Source organism: Pseudolactococcus laudensis, assembly GCF_013449735.1.
Classification (GTDB): domain Bacteria; phylum Bacillota; class Bacilli; order Lactobacillales; family Streptococcaceae; genus Pseudolactococcus; species Pseudolactococcus laudensis.
Window position 1 is genome coordinate 1 of record NZ_JACBNY010000018.1, and the last position, 20,281, is coordinate 20,281.

At 38.0% G+C, this 20,281-nt stretch carries 19 protein-coding genes; all 19 read left to right on the plus strand.

Features of this window, described 5'->3' with window-relative positions:
• Window positions 1-72: IS3 family transposase (locus HZR21_RS12060; protein WP_330872713.1), on the plus strand; the 72-nt coding region annotated here is incomplete at its 5' end.
• Between the two features lie 62 nt (window positions 73-134).
• A complete protein-coding gene (locus tag HZR21_RS08970) occupies window positions 135-827 on the plus strand; it encodes a hypothetical protein (RefSeq protein ID WP_180747366.1) in 693 nt (230 codons plus the stop codon).
• 657 nt (window positions 828-1,484) lie between these two features.
• A complete protein-coding gene (locus tag HZR21_RS08975; RefSeq protein ID WP_180747367.1) occupies window positions 1,485-3,044 on the plus strand; it encodes an ABC-F family ATP-binding cassette domain-containing protein in 1,560 nt (519 codons plus the stop codon).
• A gap of 265 nt (window positions 3,045-3,309) precedes the next feature.
• Window positions 3,310-4,230: a hypothetical protein gene (locus HZR21_RS08980; RefSeq protein WP_180747368.1), complete on the plus strand. Its 921-nt coding sequence runs from the start codon at window positions 3,310-3,312 to the stop codon at window positions 4,228-4,230.
• A gap of 381 nt (window positions 4,231-4,611) precedes the next feature.
• Window positions 4,612-5,295: a hypothetical protein gene (locus HZR21_RS08985; RefSeq protein WP_180747369.1), complete on the plus strand. Its 684-nt coding sequence runs from the start codon at window positions 4,612-4,614 to the stop codon at window positions 5,293-5,295.
• A gap of 199 nt (window positions 5,296-5,494) precedes the next feature.
• Window positions 5,495-6,196, plus strand: coding sequence for an ABC transporter ATP-binding protein (locus HZR21_RS08990; protein ID WP_180747370.1), 702 nt, complete (start codon window positions 5,495-5,497; stop codon window positions 6,194-6,196).
• A gap of 4 nt (window positions 6,197-6,200) precedes the next feature.
• On the plus strand, window positions 6,201-8,714 hold the full coding sequence (locus HZR21_RS08995) for an ABC transporter permease (protein ID WP_180747371.1): 2,514 nt from the start codon (window positions 6,201-6,203) through the stop codon (window positions 8,712-8,714).
• A 118-nt stretch (window positions 8,715-8,832) separates the two neighbouring features.
• Window positions 8,833-9,150, plus strand: coding sequence for a thioredoxin (gene trxA, locus HZR21_RS09000; protein ID WP_003136945.1), 318 nt, complete (start codon window positions 8,833-8,835; stop codon window positions 9,148-9,150).
• A 995-nt stretch (window positions 9,151-10,145) separates the two neighbouring features.
• A complete protein-coding gene (locus tag HZR21_RS09005) occupies window positions 10,146-10,889 on the plus strand; it encodes a response regulator transcription factor (RefSeq protein ID WP_180747372.1) in 744 nt (247 codons plus the stop codon).
• A gap of 257 nt (window positions 10,890-11,146) precedes the next feature.
• Window positions 11,147-11,353 (plus strand): DUF2969 family protein, encoded by a 207-nt coding sequence (locus HZR21_RS09010; protein ID WP_040525840.1) that lies wholly within the window; start codon window positions 11,147-11,149, stop codon window positions 11,351-11,353.
• Window positions 11,354-11,464: 111 nt separating this feature from the next.
• Window positions 11,465-12,025, plus strand: coding sequence for a signal peptidase I (gene lepB / locus HZR21_RS09015; RefSeq protein ID WP_180747374.1), 561 nt, complete (start codon window positions 11,465-11,467; stop codon window positions 12,023-12,025).
• Between the two features lie 217 nt (window positions 12,026-12,242).
• Window positions 12,243-13,532: a pyrimidine-nucleoside phosphorylase gene (locus tag HZR21_RS09020; protein WP_180747375.1), complete on the plus strand. Its 1,290-nt coding sequence runs from the start codon at window positions 12,243-12,245 to the stop codon at window positions 13,530-13,532.
• The gene (deoC, locus tag HZR21_RS09025) at window positions 13,529-14,194 is read left to right on the plus strand and encodes a deoxyribose-phosphate aldolase (protein ID WP_003138397.1); all 666 of its coding nucleotides are present in this window, start codon (window positions 13,529-13,531) and stop codon (window positions 14,192-14,194) included. Before HZR21_RS09020 ends, deoC begins: the two co-directional genes overlap by 4 nt.
• Window positions 14,178-14,570 carry a cytidine deaminase gene (locus tag HZR21_RS09030; protein ID WP_003138399.1) on the plus strand — a complete coding sequence of 131 codons (393 nt, stop codon included), beginning with the start codon at window positions 14,178-14,180 and terminating at the stop codon, window positions 14,568-14,570. Before deoC ends, HZR21_RS09030 begins: the two co-directional genes overlap by 17 nt.
• 149 nt (window positions 14,571-14,719) lie before the next feature.
• On the plus strand, window positions 14,720-15,772 hold the full coding sequence (locus HZR21_RS09035; RefSeq protein WP_180747376.1) for a BMP family lipoprotein: 1,053 nt from the start codon (window positions 14,720-14,722) through the stop codon (window positions 15,770-15,772).
• Window positions 15,773-15,896: 124 nt separating this feature from the next.
• The gene (locus tag HZR21_RS09040; protein WP_180747377.1) at window positions 15,897-17,114 is read left to right on the plus strand and encodes a phosphopentomutase; all 1,218 of its coding nucleotides are present in this window, start codon (window positions 15,897-15,899) and stop codon (window positions 17,112-17,114) included.
• A 2-nt stretch (window positions 17,115-17,116) separates the two neighbouring features.
• Window positions 17,117-17,926 (plus strand): purine-nucleoside phosphorylase, encoded by an 810-nt coding sequence (locus HZR21_RS09045; RefSeq protein ID WP_180747378.1) that lies wholly within the window; start codon window positions 17,117-17,119, stop codon window positions 17,924-17,926.
• Entirely contained in the window at window positions 17,926-18,630 is a 705-nt protein-coding gene (gene deoD / locus HZR21_RS09050) for a purine-nucleoside phosphorylase (RefSeq protein WP_180747379.1), read from the plus strand. The genes HZR21_RS09045 and deoD overlap by 1 nt, the downstream gene beginning before the upstream one ends.
• Before the next feature lie 134 nt (window positions 18,631-18,764).
• Complete coding sequence (locus HZR21_RS09055; RefSeq protein ID WP_180747380.1) at window positions 18,765-20,279, plus strand: ABC transporter ATP-binding protein; 1,515 nt, start codon at window positions 18,765-18,767, stop codon at window positions 20,277-20,279.
• Window positions 20,280-20,281: the final 2 nt, after the last annotated feature.

A 20,281-nucleotide genomic window follows, 5' to 3' on the forward strand; every position in this document is an offset into this window, starting at 1 on the left:
TATAATTCAAAACGAATCCATCAAAGTTTAGGGTATCTTACACCTAATCAATTTGAAAAGGTAAGTGCTTAAAATAAATAGATTAAAATTCTACGTTTGTTACTCTAAAAAATTGACTTAACGTCAAACGGTATTTGGATTCAAATGTTCTACCTCAGGATATTAAAATATTTAGTAAGTCTCAACTTGGTATTTTTCAGTCGGCTAAGTTAAAAGAGTGGGTTGAAAATAATCTTGAGGCACTAATTGGTAGTGAAGATGATATGGCAATTCTTAAGCTAATAATAGAGCAAATTATTGATTATTCCGATATCAAACTACTTAAAAAAGTTATTTCAAAATCAGAAATATCAATTTTAGCTATTCAATGGATTAGCGGGGAAAGTTATCAATCAATTTATCAATATTGTCTAGAGACTGATGTTCAGATTCAAGATAGAAGAACGAAAGTAAAGCATAGAACTATTAGACTTGAAGAGGTTATCGAGTTGTGTGACAATGGTTTTGGATATTCTTCAATTCTAGTTGTTCATGCAATTGGCGAACTGATATTAGCGTTGTCTCCTAATAATGAAAGTATCCAAGAACTTACAAATTTTCTTTGTCAAAAACTACGCTATGGCTTGAGCGATAAGACTGAGATATTGATACATGAATTAGGTTTTTCAGATAGAGTTATCGCTAAAAAAATTTCTCGACAACTTGGTCAAACTAAATATCCTAGCAAAAATAAAATGAAAGAGATGATAAGGAAGAATAGGGATGAACTGAGATCTGAAATACAAGATTATCCAGCTTATTTTTTAGATAGACTCGAGAAAATTTGATTCTTAAAGTTTCGTAAAGATAAAAACTATTTTGGATGACTAGTCATGGCATAAGAAATATTGGACAAATTATGAACTTGAGGGACTTTTTCAGCGAGAAACTAATAATGGGAAGCTAATCCTTCCTATATGGCACGATATTACCAAGCAAGAAATTCAAAATTATAGTCCGTCATTAGCTGGAAAAATGGCTATGAATACGGCGATTATGACGCCTTCTGAAATTTCAGAAAAGCTAAAGGAACTTTATAATTCGTCAAAAGAAAGACCAGAAACTGAGAGGTAGAGATAGTCAATACGTTCAAGATATTGGATATGTAGGGGTTGCCTAAATGAATGGAAAAACTGAGAAACAAAGAATTATTGATTAGATTGTTAAGAATAATAAAGGTAGCGAATTATTGCTCGCTACCTTTATCTGGGTTATAGGTTGTTGTTTAGTGTTTTTTGATGGACTTCTTGGTGGTGTGGGTGATAATTGAATGCCTCCAAAACATCTCGTCTAAAATATTACTGATAGTATCCGTTTTAGAGCTGTGTTGAATTGAATGCCTTTACCCAAAACTCTAATTGCCGCCCCCACCCTTCCCCATTCCAAAAAATTCTGTTAAAATAGAGAAAGCAAACTTGTAAACAGATGGAGAAACAAAAGCAAAGATGAGTATATTAACCGTTCAAAAACTGAGCCATGGCTTTGGCGATCGTGCGATTTTTGATGATGTCAATTTTCGCCTATTAAAAGGCGAGCATATTGGCTTTGTCGGGGCAAATGGTGAGGGAAAATCAACCTTCATGAACATCATTACCGGCAATCTGCAGCCAGACGAAGGCAAAATCACTTGGTCAAGCAAACACCGTGTCGGCTATATGGATCAGCACGCAGCGCTTGGTAAAGGAAAAACGACACGTCAAGCCTTATCAGAAGCCTTCCAGTACCTATTGGACGCGGAAAGTGAGATGAACGACATTTACGCACGCATGGGTGACATGTCTGATGACGAGATGACAACAGCCCTTGAAAAAGCTGCTGACCTGCAAGATACCTTGGACAATTCAGACTTTTATCTGATTGATGCCAAGGTTGATGAAATCGCGCGTGGCTTGGGCCTCGGTGACTTACTCGACAAAGACGTGGCGGATCTTTCAGGTGGTCAACGCACAAAAATCCTACTCGGTAAACTCTTGCTTGAAAAGCCAGACATTTTACTTCTGGACGAGCCAACCAACTACCTAGACGAAGAACACATCACCTGGCTGAAAAATTATCTCCAAAACTATGAAAATGCCTTTGTCTTGATTTCTCACGATGTTGACTTCATGAACGACGTTATCAATATTGTCTACCATGTTAACCAGCAGAAAATCGACCGTTATGTGGGCGACTACCATAATTTCGAGCGCCTTTTCGAAGAAAAGAAAAAACAGCTAGCCTCACTCGCTGACGCCCAACAAGCGGAAGCGGCCAAACTCAAAGATTTCATCGCTAAGAAAAAAGCCAACGTTGCAACATCAGGTCAGGCCAAGGCGCGCCAGAAGAAGTTGGACAAGATGACCTTTGTCGAGACTATTCAGGAAAAAGCCAAACCAAGTTTTGACTTCAAATTAGGTCGCACATCAGGCAAGCTCATTTTTGAGGCCAAGGACTTGGTCTTGGGATATGACGCGTCAGAACCGCTTTCAAGCCCCATTAACATGCTAGTGGAACGTGGCCAAAAAGTCGCCTTTACAGGCTCGAATGGTATCGGAAAATCAACCTTACTCAAGTCTTTGTTGGGTGAGATTCAACCCTTATCAGGAGAAGTCATACAGGGTGAGTTTCAAATCATCGGCTATTTCGCTCAGGAAGATAAAACGCCGAGCCAAAAATCAGTCTTGGATGACTACTGGGACGAGTTTTCAACGCTCAATCAAGCCGAAGTCCGTGCAGCCTTAGCCAGATGTGGTCTTGGCACTAAGCAAATCGAGAGTCGCGTCTACGTTCTATCCGGTGGTGAGCAGTCGAAACTGCGCCTAGGTAAAATCATGAACCATGAGTCTAACATCTTGGTCATGGACGAGCCGACCAATCACCTTGATGTAGATGCAAAAGAAGAACTCAAACGTGCCCTACAAGCTTATAAAGGCACCATCCTCATGGTCAGCCACGAACCAGAATTTTACCAAGATATCGCAACTGATATCATTAATTGTGAAGACTGGACGACAAAAGTTGTCTAAACAATAAGTAAGACGCAAGTCTTATTTTTTTGTCCTAAAATACCTAATGAACATGGCATCCGACAGAAAGAGTCACTGTTGAAATTCAGCATCTAAAAAGGATGAATACTCTGATATTTTATTTTTTTGATTCACTCCTAAAAGTTTAGAAGATAACTTTTATATTTTAAACAAATTTCAATCAAATGTGTTAAAGATGTGATATTATTGAAATGTTGTATAGACAAGTTATTGATGAAATAAAAACTAGGAGTCCCCAGATAGTATGATTAAACAAAGTAGTTTTAATGAATATCAAAATTTCGGCAAGTATATTGACGATGTCAGACGCGCTAAAAAAGTACCTTATCGCGTTTTTGAAGCGAATGGCGTCTCGTCTAGAACCTTCCAAATAGTTGTAGCTGGCGAGTCAGATATGGCAGTATCAGATCTTGCGATTATTGTTGAAATTCTCTGCCTATCTCCCTTAGAAGTCAATTTGGAAGTTGAAAACCAGTCCATGACCGTGCAGTATCGCAATAAGTTTGTTTCAGCTATTCAAACACAAAAGTTTGAAGAAGCAGAGCGTATTTATGGCTTATTCAAAGAATATACGACAACAACCTCCGTAAGTTTAGGAAAATTATATGTCTTATATATGATGCAAGGCATGAGCCTTTTACATAATCCCAAAACAAACATCACCAAAGCAGAGGCATTAGACAACGAAAATAAAATCATCAAGCAACTCAATAAAAGTGAAATTTATACATTATTTGACTTAGAATTTTTAGCCATGCAAAATTTATTAGGGCTACAAAAAATGGATTTTTCACTGGTTAAAGAAATTTTAGTCATCACTGAATTCGTCATCGCCGATTATAGGACAAAAAATCTACTTGAAGACTTCTTTCTTCACATTGTGATTGCTAATTTGCAAACAAGAAACGTCACAAATCTATTTGAAATCCTTAAAATCATAAACAAATTATACAGCCAGAACAAAGATTGGTTCTTCCTATTCTTAAAAAAATGCGCGCTACTCATTGAAAACCAAATGATTAACCCTAAAGACGAGCAATTCAAAGAAAATTTGTTACAGCTAAGATACGCCTTCACCGTGCTATTTCCGAACGAATCATTCCCCAGAATCGAGTATTTCTTAGACCAACTAGAAATAAATTTAATAGAAGACAATAAAAAATAGTCCTTGTAAAAGACCTAACTAAACCTTTTGGTTCAATGGTAGTGTCCTTATGCAAGGCCTTTTTTTGACGGCAGAACAAAAAAATAAGATATGATTTGCTTTTAAAGACAGAGTAGCTAGAAGTTTTACATGTAAATTTAGCCAATCTGTCTCATTTTCAAAAAAATAAAATAAAAAGTCGACAAAATGTCCTGATTTTCATTTTATATAATAACATTAGGATAATATGGCAAAAACTATTAAAATGCTGATGTTTTTTTGTTAGGATTATATTATCGTCTTTTAAAGGTAGTTTGAATTTAAGCCCAATAAACGATATAGCTTGATACCTACCTATTTCAAAATGTTAAAGACATCAAAAAAACGTTGGAGGAGATTATTATGGAAAAACTAAATGACTTAGATTACGTTAATACATCTATCATACTATTAAGAAGGCTAGAAAAAGTAGCCTATGCGAGAAATGAACGCTTGAGAATTTTTCACGAGAAAACACGCGCTATACGTGCGATTACAGCAGGCATATTGGCCTCAATATTACCAACAGTATTCTGGATTTTTGCCTTAACTTCATTGGAAGTTAGTATATTTGATGTACAAGTACCAGGTGCATTTCTGATACGAGTAATTGGTTTATTAGTGACGACCGCCTCACTTATTATCTTACCGTATTTCTTTATCCATATGATTTGGCGTCAACCCCTTTTTCGAGCATTCAGTTACCTATTTGAAAAAAAAGTCAAACATCAGTTGTTTTCTGATATCGAAAAAATCGATGAAAAAGCTAATCACATCGTCTCTCAACAGGTCTTTAAAAAACCTAGAGTGCCTGACCACTATCTCTCAGTTGAGTATTTGACCTTATTAGAAAAATACATCGCAAGTGGTAAAGCCAAAACAGTAACAGAGGCAGTTGACTATTTAAAGAGTGAACTTGAGCACAGAATCTATTTTTCAAGCTCAGAATCTCATCAAACACTTTTACAAAAAGAAAAAGACTATTTGACAGACGAAAAACAAAATCTCGTAAAAAGAATTAAAAAAGAAGAAGAAGTCTACGGCTAATCGTGGCAAAACACTTCTAAATAATGACCTAAAAGTAAGACGCTAGTCTTCTTTTTTTACGTAAAAATAGACTCTAATGATAAAAACTTTAACACGCTTACAACCACTCCTGTTAATATTTGACAATCAACTTTAAACCCCTATAATTTATAGTAAGTCAAGATAATTAAAACGTTTTAAATGAAGATAGAGGGTAGAGATGGCATATATTGAATTTAACGATATTGTAAAAAGTTATCAAATGGGAGAGGTGAGTATTCAAGCCTTAGACCATGCACAATTTGAAATTGAGCAAGGTGAATTAGTGTGTATCCTTGGGCCTTCGGGTGCTGGTAAAACAACAGCACTGAATATTTTGGGTGGTATGGATAGCGCTACGAGTGGGCAAGTCTTGGTTGATGGTGTAGACATCACGCAGTTGAAAAATAAAGCCTTGGTCAACTATCGCCGCAATGATATCGGGTTTGTTTTTCAATTTTACAACTTAATTCAAAATCTAACAGCACTTGAAAATGTTGAAATGGCAGTCCAATTGACTAAAGATTCATTCTCACCTGCGGAGACACTTGAAAAAGTTGGCTTAGGTGAGCGTCAAAAGAACTTTCCAGCTCAACTTTCCGGTGGGGAGCAACAACGAGTTGCTATCGCGCGAGCGCTTGCTAAAAATCCTAAACTACTCTTATGTGACGAGCCAACAGGTGCCTTAGATTATCATACCGGTAAGCAGATTCTGTCTTTACTTGCGGATACTTGCCGTGAAGAAAAAATTACTGTCGTCATTATCACGCATAATAGTGCTATTGGTCAGATTGCTGATAAGGTCATTGAATTTAAAAATGGTCGCGTTGAGTCAATTCAAAGAAATGACCAGCCTTTAGCGGTTGAAGCGATAGAGTGGTAAGCCAATGAAAAATAAAACGATTATCATTAGTAGTTTCCGTAATATGACGCAGTCGTCTAAACGTTTTATTTCGTTATTGTTTATGGCACTCTTAGGCGTTGGATTTTATGCAGGTATCAGTTCGACCTCGCAAGATATGCTCTCGACTTTAGATACTTATTTGGACCAAAGTAAGGCTCATGACTTGCAGATTCAGTCGACCCTTGGTTTAAGCAAGGCAGATCTCGCAAGTCTTGAAAAATTATCTGACATCGATAGCGTCCAAGGCATCTATACTAAAGATGAGCTTATCGAGCCAGTCTTTAGCAAAGCAGCACCGAGTAAAAAAGATGAAACCGCCATTGCCAAAGTGATTGGTATACCAGACAAACTTGATAAAATTAGCTTGGTTAAAGGACGATTACCGCAAAAAGATAGTGAAATTGTCGTTGAAGAGGCTTATCTAACGAAAAATAAGGTGAAGTTGGGTGATTCACTTAAAATGACTGACTCTGATTTGACAAATGAAACTTTCAAAATCGTGGGAACGGTTAAGAGTCCGCTTTATTTTTCTAAGGTTCACCGTGGGACGACGAGTCTTGGAGATGGTCAAATTGATTATTTCATGTATGTCAAACCGAGTGTGTTTAAGCAGGATGCTTATAGCGTAATTGCCTTGACAGTCAAAGGTGCCAAGGAGGAGATGACAAGTCAGACGGCTTACTTGGATAAAATTGCAGCGGCCAAAAAAGAAGTTGAGTCAATTAAAGAGGCGCAAGAAACACAGCGTTTTGAAACGGTCTATGCAGATTACCTGAATCCAACTGCTATGGCATCAGGATTGGTCAAACGAGATAGTTTGCCGCCTGCCAAATGGTATATCACCGACCGTCAAGATGACACAGGTTACAAAGATTTTATTGATACGACGAAAAGTATCGCCAAAGTTGGGCGTGTCTTCCCAGTTGTTTTTTATGTAATTGCCGTTTTGATTAGCTTAGTTTCCATGGCACGAATGGTTGAAGAAGATAGAAGTGAAATTGGCACGCTAAAAGCTTTAGGTTTTTCAAATCCTGCCATTGCTTTAAAATATGGCCTATTCTCTCTTTCAGCGACATTGGTTGGCGGCGTAATTGGCATGTTCATTGGTCTTAATCTTATTCCCAACCTCATCTGGAATATTTATACGAGCCTATTTACCATACCTAAGTTTATTGTCCTCTTCCAGCCAGTCTATTGTTTGACAGGACTTGCAATCGCACTGATTTGTATTTGCGGTGGCGCTTTAGTCGCAGTCTATCGTGAACTCATCTACACTACGAGCATCTTGATGCGGCCCAAAGCGCCTAAGGCAGGCAAGCGTATTTTACTAGAATACGTACCCGTCATCTGGAATCGATTCAGCTTTTCAAATAAAATCGTCATGCGGAATCTCTTTCGCTATAAAACGCGCGCTATTGTCACAATTCTAGGAATTGCAGGCTGTACGGCTTTGATTCTAGCAGGGTTTGGACTCAAAGACTCTATCACTGACATCGTTAAGTACCAGTATGGCAATGTCTTTAAATATGATAAACTAGTGTCCTTAAAAGCAAGTACAGATGAGCAGCCTCTGCTTAATGATTTATCGAAAAACAAAGAAGTTGCGCACATGGCTAATTTATCTATGGCAACAAAACAAGTGTCAAGTCATGGTGAAGTCTATGACGTGACAGTCATTGTGCCGGATGATATCCAAACGTTCAAGCAAGTCATCAGTCTTAACGACATTAATGACAATAAAAAAGCCGTTTCTCTGACAGGTAATCAAGCTATTATCAGTCAAAAACTAGCTAAATTATTAAAGGTCCAAGAAAAAGGTTCAATTACTTTCAAAGATAGTCGTGATGAAACGCACGAAGTCGAAGTAGGCAAAATCGTTGAAAATTATATTCAAAATTATGTTTATCTACCTAAGGCAACATCACAAGCCATCTTTGGTGAGTATGATACTAATGTCGTCGCGGTTAAACTAAAAAATAAGTTATCGACACAAGCAGATCAAAAGTTTGATGCCTCACTTTTGACAAATCAATCAGTGGCGAGTGTCATCAATTCTAGGACAACAGTTTCCATGATTAATGACACCATGACATCACTTAATCTTGTCGTTCTGATTTTAATCGTTTCATCAGCAATTCTTGCCTTTGTTGTCATGTATAATTTGGCAACGATTAATATTAGCGAACGAAAGCGTGAGATTGCGACACTTAAAGTCCTAGGTTTCTATGATCAAGAGACGGATGCCTATATTACCAAAGAAAATACGATTTTCACGATTGTTGGGATTATCATAGGATTGGTGAGTGGTGTTTACTTGTGTCATTTCATCATCAGTACCTGTGAAACAGATACCTTGATGTTTGTCAGACACGTGAATACGTTAAGTTTTGTCTTTGCATCAGCATTAACGACTTCCTTTACTGTGATTGTTAATCTCATTACGCATTTTAGCTTGAAAAAAATTGACATGATTGACGCTTTGAAAAATATAGAATAATGCGTTTGCCTAAGGAAATCCTGATTTTAATTACAAGACATTTTGCGTGCAAATTTTAGGACAAACATAGAAATTTAAGGTAGAATAGAGCTAGTAAAATAAATAAGAGGTGATTAAAATGGCAATAGAAGTAACAGATGCAACTTTCCAAGAAGAAACGAAAGATGGCATTGTACTCGTAGATTTCTGGGCAACATGGTGTGGGCCTTGTCGTATGCAAGCACCGATTCTTGATCAGCTTTCAGAAGAATTAGACGAAAGCGAACTCAAAATCGTAAAAATGGACGTTGACGAAAACCCAGCAACACCACAATCTTTTGGTGTGATGAGTATTCCAACACTTCTTTTCAAAAAAGACGGCGAAGTTGTTAAACAAGTCGCAGGTGTGCATACTAAAGATCAAATCAAAGGTATCTTGGCAGAATTAAACGCCTAATTTAAAATAGCCTAAGCGACTATCGCTTAGGCTATTTTTTGTGCTAAATATTTGAGTCAGGAAAGTCGTAGATGAAATAATTAGTAGGATATTGTATATAATCATAAGCGCTAATTGAATGTGTTTATAAAAAGGAGTTATATATGTTCGCACTAGGTATAGTAGTTGGTTTTGGTTTAGCTTGGTATCTCAAAAGATAATATAAGCTATAAAAATTAGTCAGAAACACAATCAAAGGCTCAGGTAAATTCATTACCTACTGCTCTACTTGTGTCATTTTTACCAATGTTTTCTGACATAAATATCTATACCTTTATGGGTGTTTATACTGAATTTTGGAGGAATCTTGAACATTTTCCATGTCATAAAAGGGCTTTTTATGTTTTATTAGTTTGGATAAGTTTACTATTTAGAAAAAAACGATAAGTTTAAAATTATCTCGAATAACTATTAAATCATCTTAAAATAATATTGATATAGCAAAAGCGTCTTTATCGTCGCTTTTGTTATACAATCTGTCTATTTTTTCAATAAAAAAAATTAATTTGCAACATGGCTTGAAAAAAAACGTATAGAAGATATGGAGAGGTGTTTTCTTGCATACATTTTGAGTTGTTTTGGGTTTATGATATACAAAATGTCATTCGTGATATATTTTTGACCATTTATGATATTTAAAAAATATCAGGGATGAAATACGTTATATTGGGAGTGTATATCAAAAAATGTTGTGATTAAAATGATAGGCTACCAAAGCAGTAATACTTGCCTTCTCTCCCTAAATACTGTGATTCAATTTACTGATTTAGATTTTGATGCCTACTATTATGATGCCTAAACAAAAATTTTTATTCATAAAATAGGAATAGAGAATAGCAATATATGGTTAAGAGAGGAGAGGCCAAGGAAATGAGAGGGGATTGCGTGTTAAAAACGATCGATTCATTAATTAATTCCTTAATATTTTACTCTGTTGGGTGTCCTTGGTGTAGAAAATGAAAGTATTTATTTTAGAAGATGAACCAGTACAGCAATTTCGCATAGAAGGTTTGGTGATTGATTACTTAAAAAAGAAAAATTACCTCAATGACGGTGTTTTTGCATTTGGGAGAACACGAGATTTATTGGAGGAATTAGAGGTTTCTTCGCAGAATAACATTTACTTCTTGGATATTATAATTGGTAATAATGAAAAAGCTGGACTTGAGATAGCTGAAGAGATTCGTAAAATAGATCCAATTGGTCAAATTAATTTTGTGACAACACATAGTGAATTTGCTCCGATTACTTACGAATATTTTGTTAATGCACATGACTTTATTGACAAATTATTACCGCAAATGGCATTCGATAAAAAAATATTCAGAAATATTGACCAATATGTTGAGACTAACCGTATTAAGACTTTTCAGCAAGTTTTTTCTTACACTTCGAAGACAGGTAAGCGGATTGATGTGCTTTATTCTAATATATGTTACATTGAAACGTCAGGGTCACCTCATAAGCTTATTTTACAAATGGACTCTGAGTCGTTAAGTTTTTATGGTAATATGAATGATATTGAAGAGGTTTCTGATAAGTTAGTACGGATTCATCGCTCTTTTTTGGTTAATAAAGATAGGCTTAAAGAGCTTTGCCTAAAAGAACGAATAGCTGTATTGGATGATGGTACTAAATTACCAATATCACGTGCAAGGGCTAGATTTTTGAAGAAAATTGAAAAAAATGACATAGAATAGCTCTCTAGGGATGAACAACTTAATCTTATTCGTAAATGTCTATAAAATAAGTAATTATATGTTTTATTGCAATTCCTTAACTAAGTCGTTAATTAAACGTCTAATCTAATATTGTCTAAGTGAGTATCGCCTAGACTTTTTTTGATGGATTTTTATGCCAACATAAGCTCATCACTCGCATTGTCAAGGTAGTGATGTGCGCGTGAGTAAAAATGCTTGACTTGAAAAATGCGACATTTTTAGGTATAATCGGTACCATGAGTAAGAAAAAAGAGACGGAAATTCAAATTTCTGACAGTAAAGATGGCGTGGTTTTAACGGTTGGCAAGAAGACGGTCGCTGAAATCAAAAATACTGCTGACGATAGTTTTGATGTGATTGTTAATGGTAAACATATCAAGACATTTAAGGCATACCCAGAGGCTTTGGAAGAGGCTATCAAAACTTATAACTTGGCTTTATAAGCCTTTCGCTGTGTATCTGGGCAGTCTGTTATGGCCCCTATCCTTAATATAAATGAAATAGAGAGCGGCAGATCGATACGTTCGCTTTTATTTTAGAAAGTTTTAGTAAAAATGGTTAAGAGAGACTTATATCGAAATATTTTGATTGGCCTAATCATTGTCGCAGTGTTGACCATTTTGCGATTGTTTGTTTTAGAGCCAATTAGAATTCATAATAATAATATGGCGCCTATTTTGCCTAAGAAGACGCAAGTATTTGCCATTAAACGCACGCAGCTTGATAATCTTGACTTAGTTGCTTATCGCCATAACGGTAAGAAATATGTGGGGCGTATTATTGGTACGCCGGGTCAAAGTGTCGTTGCTATGGATAACATCGTCTATGTTGATCAGAAGATTCTGAAAGAGCCTTATATTAAAAAGAATCAAACGACTTATTTAAAAACGCACGATGAAGATTTTACGACAGATTTTCGTCAAGATAAGTTAGGCAAAGATAGCTATTGGATTTTAAATGATGTCAGAGATGTATTAGATGATAGTCGAAAATTTGGTGCGATTCCTAAAAAAGATATTTTAGGTGAGCTGAAATTTAAATATGCACCAATCAGTGATTTCGGTTTTGTCGAAAATGATGAGGCTAAAATTGAAAATGGTTTTGAAAATAAATAAGGTCAGATGGCCTTTTTTTATTTTCGCTAAAAAAGCCTATTGAAGTGAATTTTTTTACGGCTTGTTATTTTATATTTTATAACAGTCAATTTTAGATTATCACGTTCATTTTCCATTAAAATATGATAAAATAAAGCCTGACGAGTCGTTAAAAAAAGCAGTTATTTGACCCGATTTTGGGTGAGGCTGTTAGAGATAGATGAAGTGAGGTAAGGCGATGAGAATGATTGATATCATTCAGAAAAAACGAGATGGTCTAGCGCTGACTAAGGCTGAAACGACATGGCTGATTGAGCAGTATGCGATAGGGCAAATTCCAGATTATCAGATGTCTGCTTGGGCTATGGCAGTTTATTTTCAAGGCATGAACAAGTCAGAAATTGCAGACTTAACCATGGCAATGGTTGCGACAGGTGAACAGATTGACTTGTCCGACATCCCAGGTGTTAAGGTCGATAAACACTCAACAGGTGGCGTTGGTGATAAAGTAACACTAATTTTAGCGCCACTCGTTGCAAGTTTTGGTGTATCTGTTGCTAAGATGAGCGGTCGTAGCCTAGGTCATACCGGTGGTACCATTGACAAACTCGAAAGTATTCATGGCTTTCAAGTTGAGCGCACCCAAGCCGATTTCGTCCAACAAGTTAGAGACATTGGCATTTCGGTCATCGGCCAGTCGGATAACTTGGTCAAAGCCGACAAACTGCTTTACGCCCTACGTGACGTGACTGCGACTGTTGACATCATTCCCTTGATTGCAAGCTCAATTATGTCGAAAAAAATCGCAGCAGGTAGCGATGCCATTTTGCTAGATGTCACTGTTGGTAGCGGTGCCTTCATGAAAAACATGCTAGATGCCCGCCTACTCGCGCAAACCATGGTTGATTTGGGCAATGCAGTAGGACGCAAGACAGTAGCTGTAATTACAGATATGCGTCAACCTCTAGGCGCTACTATTGGTAATCGTTTAGAAATTGCTGAGAGCTTAACTGTTTTACAAGGGGGTGGTAGCCCAGAACTCAGACAATTCATCGCTGAATTGGCACAAATCATGCTCAGTCTAGCAGGCGTCGAAAAATCAGTAGACGACATTTTAGAAAATCTATCAAATGGTGCAGCCCTTGAAAAATTCAAGCAAATGATTCAAGCGCAAGGTGGTGATCTCGATGAATTATTGGCATCGCCAGAGCACGAGACAATTTTTTCAAAATCCGTGGTCAGTACGCAAACAGGTTATGTGACCAGTTTTGATGCGCTGACAGCAGGTCTACTTGCCATGCGTGCAGGTGCAGGTCGTGCCGTCAAGTCAGACGTCCTTGACCTAGATGCCGGTCTTAGGCTTTTTAAAAAAATCGGAGATTATGTCGAGAGTGGAGAACCGCTTTTCGAAATTTTGTATAATAAAGCTGATTTTGATGCCGAAAAGGAAAGTCAAGTGTTACTGGATGCCATTAGTATTTCAAATGAAAAAGTAGAAATTAAAGAGATTGTGGAGATTATCAAATGAATTTAAATAAATATATTGACCATACGGTATTAAAAGCAGATACACCAAAAGCTAAAGTCCAACAAATCATCGATGAGGCTATTCAGTATGATTTCATGAGCGTATGTATAAATCCGACTTGGGTCAGTTTTGCGGCTGAAAAATTAGCGGCTACTGATGTAAAAGTTTGTACGGTTATTGGTTTTCCTTTAGGTGCCAATATGTCTGCTGTTAAAGCGTTCGAGGCGTCTGAGGCTATAAAAAATGGCGCAGATGAAGTTGATATGGTAATTAATATTGGAGCTGCTAAAGATGGCGATTGGGATTTAGTCGAATCTGACATCCAGGCTGTTGTAGACGCCTCAGGAGATGTCCTAACTAAAGTTATCATTGAAACGTCATTACTAACAGATGAAGAAAAAGTCAAAGCTTGTCAAGCCGCTGTTCGTGCGGGTGCAGATTTTGTTAAAACGTCAACTGGTTTTTCTACTGCAGGTGCAACGGTTGCGGATATCGCGCTGATGCGTCAAACTGTAGGACCAGACTTAGGTGTTAAAGCATCAGGTGGTGTTCGCTCAATTGCTGATGCACAAGCCATGATTGACGCGGGTGCAACCCGACTTGGTACATCTAATGGTGTTGATATCATGAAAGGAAATGTAGCTGATGGCAATGGATACTGAGCTTTTTCAACAAGCGAGGGAGGCATCAAGTGTCGCTTATGTGCCTTATTCTAATTTTCCAGTAGGTGCAGCCTTAGTTGCAAAAAACGGACTCGTTTTTCAAGGCTGTAATATCGAAAATGCTAGTTTTGGTTTGACCAATTGTGCAGAACGTACAGCGATTTTTAAGGCAGTTTCGAGTGGCGTCCGTGAGTTTGAGATGATTGGTATTTATGGCGAGACAGAAGAACCAATATCTCCTTGTGGTGCTTGTCGTCAAGTCTTAACAGAATTTTGTCCAGATGAGATGCCTGTTTGGCTATTTTCAAAAACTGGTGATGTTAAAAAAACAACAGTTGGGGCCTTATTACCGTACCATTTTAAGAACTTGAATTAAAAACCAAACAATTAGAATTATATGATTAAATTTAATTGAAAATGGTTGTGAATTCATACGACTTACGATAAAATTAAAGTAGAGTTTCAAAAATATATTGATGTCTTGCTGACGCTTGCGTGAGCCAAATTTTGGAGGAGTTCATTTTGATGAATAAAAAAGTAATTGGTGTTGGTTTAGCTGCCGTTGCAGCTTTGTCACTTGCTGCCTGTGGTAGCCGGGATAAAAGTACGGGTTCAGCTAAAGCTAAAACAGACTTGACTGTTGCCATCATTACAGATACTGGTGGTGTTGATGATAAGTCATTTAACCAATCATCTTGGGAAGGTTTACAAGCCTGGGGGAAAGCTAACAATTTATCTAAAGATAAAGGTTACACGTATTTCCAATCTGCTAGTGAATCTGACTATGCGACAAACCTTGACAGTGCCGTTTCAGGTGGTTACAAACTGATTTACGGTATTGGTTTTGCGCTCCACAATGCGATTTCAGAGGCAGCAAAAAATAACGCAGACATCAATTATGTGTTGATTGACGACGTGATTGAAGGACAAAAAAATGTCGCATCAGCAACATTTAAAGACCAAGAGGCAGCTTACCTAGCAGGTATTGCGGCAGCAAAATCAACGAAAACAAAAATCGTTGGTTTTGTCGGTGGTATGGAAGGTGAAGTTATCTCACGCTTTGAAAAAGGTTTTGAGGCAGGTGTGAAATCTGTTGATAAATCAATCAAAGTACAAGTTGACTATGCTGGTTCGTTCTCAGATGCTGCTAAGGGTAAAACAATTGCTGCGACACAATACGCTGGTGGCGCGGATATCATTTATCAAGCCGCTGGTGGAACTGGTGCTGGTGTCTTCTCTGAGGCAAAATCATTGAACGAAGAGAAAAAAGAAGCGGATAAAGTTTGGGTTATCGGTGTTGACCGTGACCAAAAAGGTGAAGGTAACTATACTTCTAAAGATGGTAAAAAATCTAACTTTGTTCTTGCCTCATCAACTAAAGGTGTAGGCGAAGCGGTTCAAAACATCAGTAAAGACACAGCAGATGGTAAATTCCCAGGCGGTAAACATGTTGTTTATGGTATCGAAGAAGGTGCTGTTGGTCTAGCCGATGATAATCTTTCTGAGGATGCAAAAACTGCTGTTGATAAAGCTTATGAGGAAATTAAATCAGGTAAAATTACTGTCCCTGAGAAATAAGACTCACTTGCTTTAAAAATTCGCTGCTGTACGCCCTATTTTTAAAGCAAGTAAGTATCAGCATGATAAAAGACAGTGCTAGTTTTCAGGCACTGTTTTTTTAGATATTAGAAAAGAGGCATATATGTCAAAATTTAGTCGGATTCATTTAGTTGTCATGGATTCAGTTGGAATCGGTGCCGCACCGGATGCGGATGAATTTTTCAACCACGATACAAACGATACCCAATCAGATACGCTCGGTCACATTTCAGAGAACTTTGCACTCAATGTACCTAACATGGCGAAATTAGGTTTGGGTCAGATTCTACGTGAGAAAGCACTGGTTGGTGTTGAACAAATTGCGACAGAACAGTTGTCTGGTTATGCTACAAAACTTGAAGAAGTTTCACGTGGTAAAGATACGATGACAGGTCACTGGGAAATTATGGGCTTAAATATTCAAGTACCATTCCGTGTTTTTCCTGAAGGTTACCCAGAAGATTTGCTTGAAAAAATTGAGACTTTTTCTGGTCGTAAAGTCATTCGTGAGGCAAACATTCCTTATTCTGGTACAGCAGTCATCGATGATTTCGGTGCACGACAAATGGAAACTGGTGAGTTGATTATCTATACATCAGCCGATCCTGTCTTGCAAATTGCTGCGCATGAAGATATTATTCCCTTGGATGAACTTTATAAAATTTGTGAATACGTTCGCTCAATTACTTTAGAAGACCCTTACATGATAGGACGTATTATTGCACGTCCATATATTGGGACTCCTGGTAACTTTACTCGGACAGCTAATCGTCATGATTACGCACTATCACCTTTCGGTCATACTGTTTTAGACAGTTTAAATGAAGCTGGCATTGGTGTCTATTCTGTTGGTAAAATCAACGATATCTTCAATGGTGTTGGCATTAACCATGATATGGGACATACTGCAAGTAACATGGCTGGTGTGGATCGCTTGATTGAGACGTTGAAACTGCCAGACTTTGAAACAGGTTTTTCATTTACGAACTTGGTTGATTTTGATGCACTTTTCGGACATCGTCGTGATGTGGCGGGCTATGGTAATGCGATTAATGAATTTGATGCGAGATTACCTGAAATCTATGAGGCAATGGATGACAATGATTTGTTGCTGATTACTGCTGACCATGGAAATGACCCAACTTATGTTGGAACTGACCATACGCGTGAGTATGTACCATTACTTGCTTACAGCAAATCATTTACTGGACAAGGTATTTTAAATATTGGGCATTATGCTGACATTTCAGCGACGGTTGCTGAGAACTTTGGCGTACCTGCGACAGAAAACGGACAATCATTCTTAGGAGACTTAAGATAATCATGACAATGATGGAAAAAATAAAGGAAACTGTTGTTTTCTTACAAAAACAAGGTATTGAAAATGTTGACTTTGGTTTGATCTTGGGATCAGGTTTGGGTGAATTAGCAGATGAGATTTCAAATCCAGTCGTTATTGACTATGCTGACATTCCTAACTGGGGCAAATCAACTGTTGCAGGTCATGCTGGTAAGTTGGTCTACGGCACACTTTCAGGAAAAAAAGTGTTAGCACTTCAAGGACGTTTTCACTTTTATGAGGGGAACCCACTTGATGTTGTAACTTTCCCAGTGCGTGTGATGGCTGAATTAGATGCGACAGGTGTTGTTGTCACTAACGCAGCAGGCGGTGTGACACATGGCCCTGGTACATTGATGTTGATTAATGATCACATTAATTTTACTGGTCAAAATCCTTTAATTGGTGAAAACTTGGACGCTTATGGTCCACGTTTCCCTGATATGTCAAGTGCCTATGACAAAGGCTACCAAGCCACTGCAAAAATTGTGGCTGATCGTGCGGGTATTGAGTTGCAAGAAGGTGTCTACATGGGATTCACTGGTCCAACTTATGAAACACCTGCTGAAATTCGTTTTGCTGAAACAATCGGAGCAGATGCGGTTGGGATGTCAACTGTACCTGAAGTGATTATTGCAGTTCACTCAGGCCTACGTGTTCTTGGTATTTCTGCTATCACCAATCACGCTGCGGGTAAACAAGCTGAGCTGAACCATGAAGAAGTTGTAGAAGTGACAACACGTATTAAGGGCACATTCAAAACGCTTATTAAACAAATCCTGGAGGAAATCTAATGTCAATCCATATTGCCGCCCCAAAAGGTGACATTGCTGATAAGATTCTATTGCCAGGTGATCCTTTGCGTGCGAAATTTATCGCTGAGAACTTCTTAGAAAATCCAGTCTTGTTTAATGATATTCGAAATATGTTTGGTTATACAGGAACCTATAAAGGTGAGCGTGTTTCTGTCATGGGTACTGGTATGGGAATGCCTTCTATTTCAATTTATGCGCATGAATTGATTACAGAATACGATGTTAAGAAATTGATTCGTGTGGGCACTGCTGGATCACTTTCGAAAGATGTTCATGTTCGGGAGTTAGTCCTTGCGCAAGCAGCAGCAACAACGTCTCGCATTATCAAAAATGATTGGCCTGAGTATGATCTTCCCCAAATCGCTGATTTTGACTTGCTAGATAAGGCTTACCACATCTCCAAAGACATGGGTGTCATCACTCACGTTGGTAATGTTTTATCTGCAGACTTATTTTATTCAGACTTATTTGACAAAAATATCAAGCTCGGTACTATGGGTGTTAAAGCTGTTGAGATGGAGGCCGCTGCGCTTTATTATTTGGCTGCCAAGCACCAAGTACAAGCGCTTAGTCTCATGACCATTTCAGATAGTCTTGTTTTAGATGAAGATACGACTACTGAGGAGCGTGAAAAGACCTTTACAGATATGATGCGAGTTGGTCTTGAAACCCTGATTGCCTAAGCGGATTTGAATAATCAAAAATTGAATTTTGACTTGAAAATTCTAGGTCATGCCTAGAATTTTTTGAGTTTTTATGAAATCGTATACAGCAATATGATATAATGAAATGGACAAAATATTAGAACGGAGTTTTTATGACAGCACAAAATGTTATAGAAATGCGCAAAGTCACTAAAATTTTTGGAGAATTTGTTGCGAATGATCAGATCGATTTGCAAGTTAGAAAAGGTGAAATTCACGCGCTCTTGGGTGAAAATGGTGCTGGCAAATCAACCTTGATGAACATGCTATCAGGCTTGCTTGAACCGACTTCAGGTGAGATTATGGTCAAGGGTGAAACGCAAAAAATAGATTCGCCGTCAAAAGCGAGTAAACTTGGGATTGGTATGGTGCATCAGCATTTCATGTTAGTGGATGCTTTTACAGTCACCGAAAATATTATTTTGGGCAATGAAACTGTCCATGGTGGTAAACTAGACATTAAAAAAGCCGAGAAAGAAATTCTCGAATTGTCTCAAAAATATGGTCTCGAGGTTAAACCTGACGCTCTAGTTAGAGATATCAATGTCGGTCAGCAACAGCGCGTCGAGATTTTGAAAACCCTCTATCGTGGTGCGGACATTCTCATTTTCGATGAGCCAACCGCTGTTTTAACACCTGCTGAAATTTTAGAGCTGTTAGACATCATGCGAAATCTTGTGAAGGAAGGGAAATCAATCATTTTGATTACCCACAAACTTGAAGAGATTCGTGCCGTAGCCGATCGTGTGACCGTGATTCGCCGTGGTAAATCGATTGAAACCGTCGAGGTCGAAGGTCGTAGCAGTAAAGAACTGGCTGAGATGATGGTCGGGCATAGCGTATCTTTCGTAACAGAGAAAAAAGCCGCAAATCCTGGTAAAGTCGTCCTCGACATCAAAGATTTGGTGGTTCATGAAAGTCGTGGTGCTCAAGCCGTTAAGTCGCTTTCTTTACAGGTCCATGCGGGTGAAATTGTCGGTATCGCTGGTATTGACGGCAATGGTCAAAGTGAGTTAGTCCGTGCGATTACGGGCTTGCAGCATGTTGAAAGTGGCCAAATTGATGTAAAAGGCCAAAATGTCGCTAACTTTCGACCGCGTCAAATTACTGAAATGTCAGTTGCACACATTCCAGAAGACCGCCACCGTGATGGCTTGATTTTAGCTATGTCAGTCGCTGAAAATATCAGTTTACAAACATATTATCAAGCACCATTGAGTCATCATGGTTTCTTGAATTATAAAGAAATCAACCGTCATGCGCGCGATTTAATGACAGAATTTGATGTTCGTGGTGCAAGTGAACTTGTACCAACATCAGCGCTTTCTGGTGGGAATCAGCAGAAGGCAGTTATTGCGCGGGAAATTGACCGCAATCCAGATTTATTGATTGTCAGTCAACCGACTCGTGGACTAGATGTTGGTGCGATTGAGTATATTCATAAGCGTTTGATTCAGGCTAGAGATGAAGGTAAAGCGGTCTTAGTTGTATCGTATGAACTCGATGAAATATTAAATGTCTCAGACCGGATTGCAGTTATTCATGATGGTCAAATTCAAGGGATTGTCAGACCTAAGGACACAACAAAACAAGAACTAGGTGTTCTGATGGTAGGAGGCAAAGGGTAAAC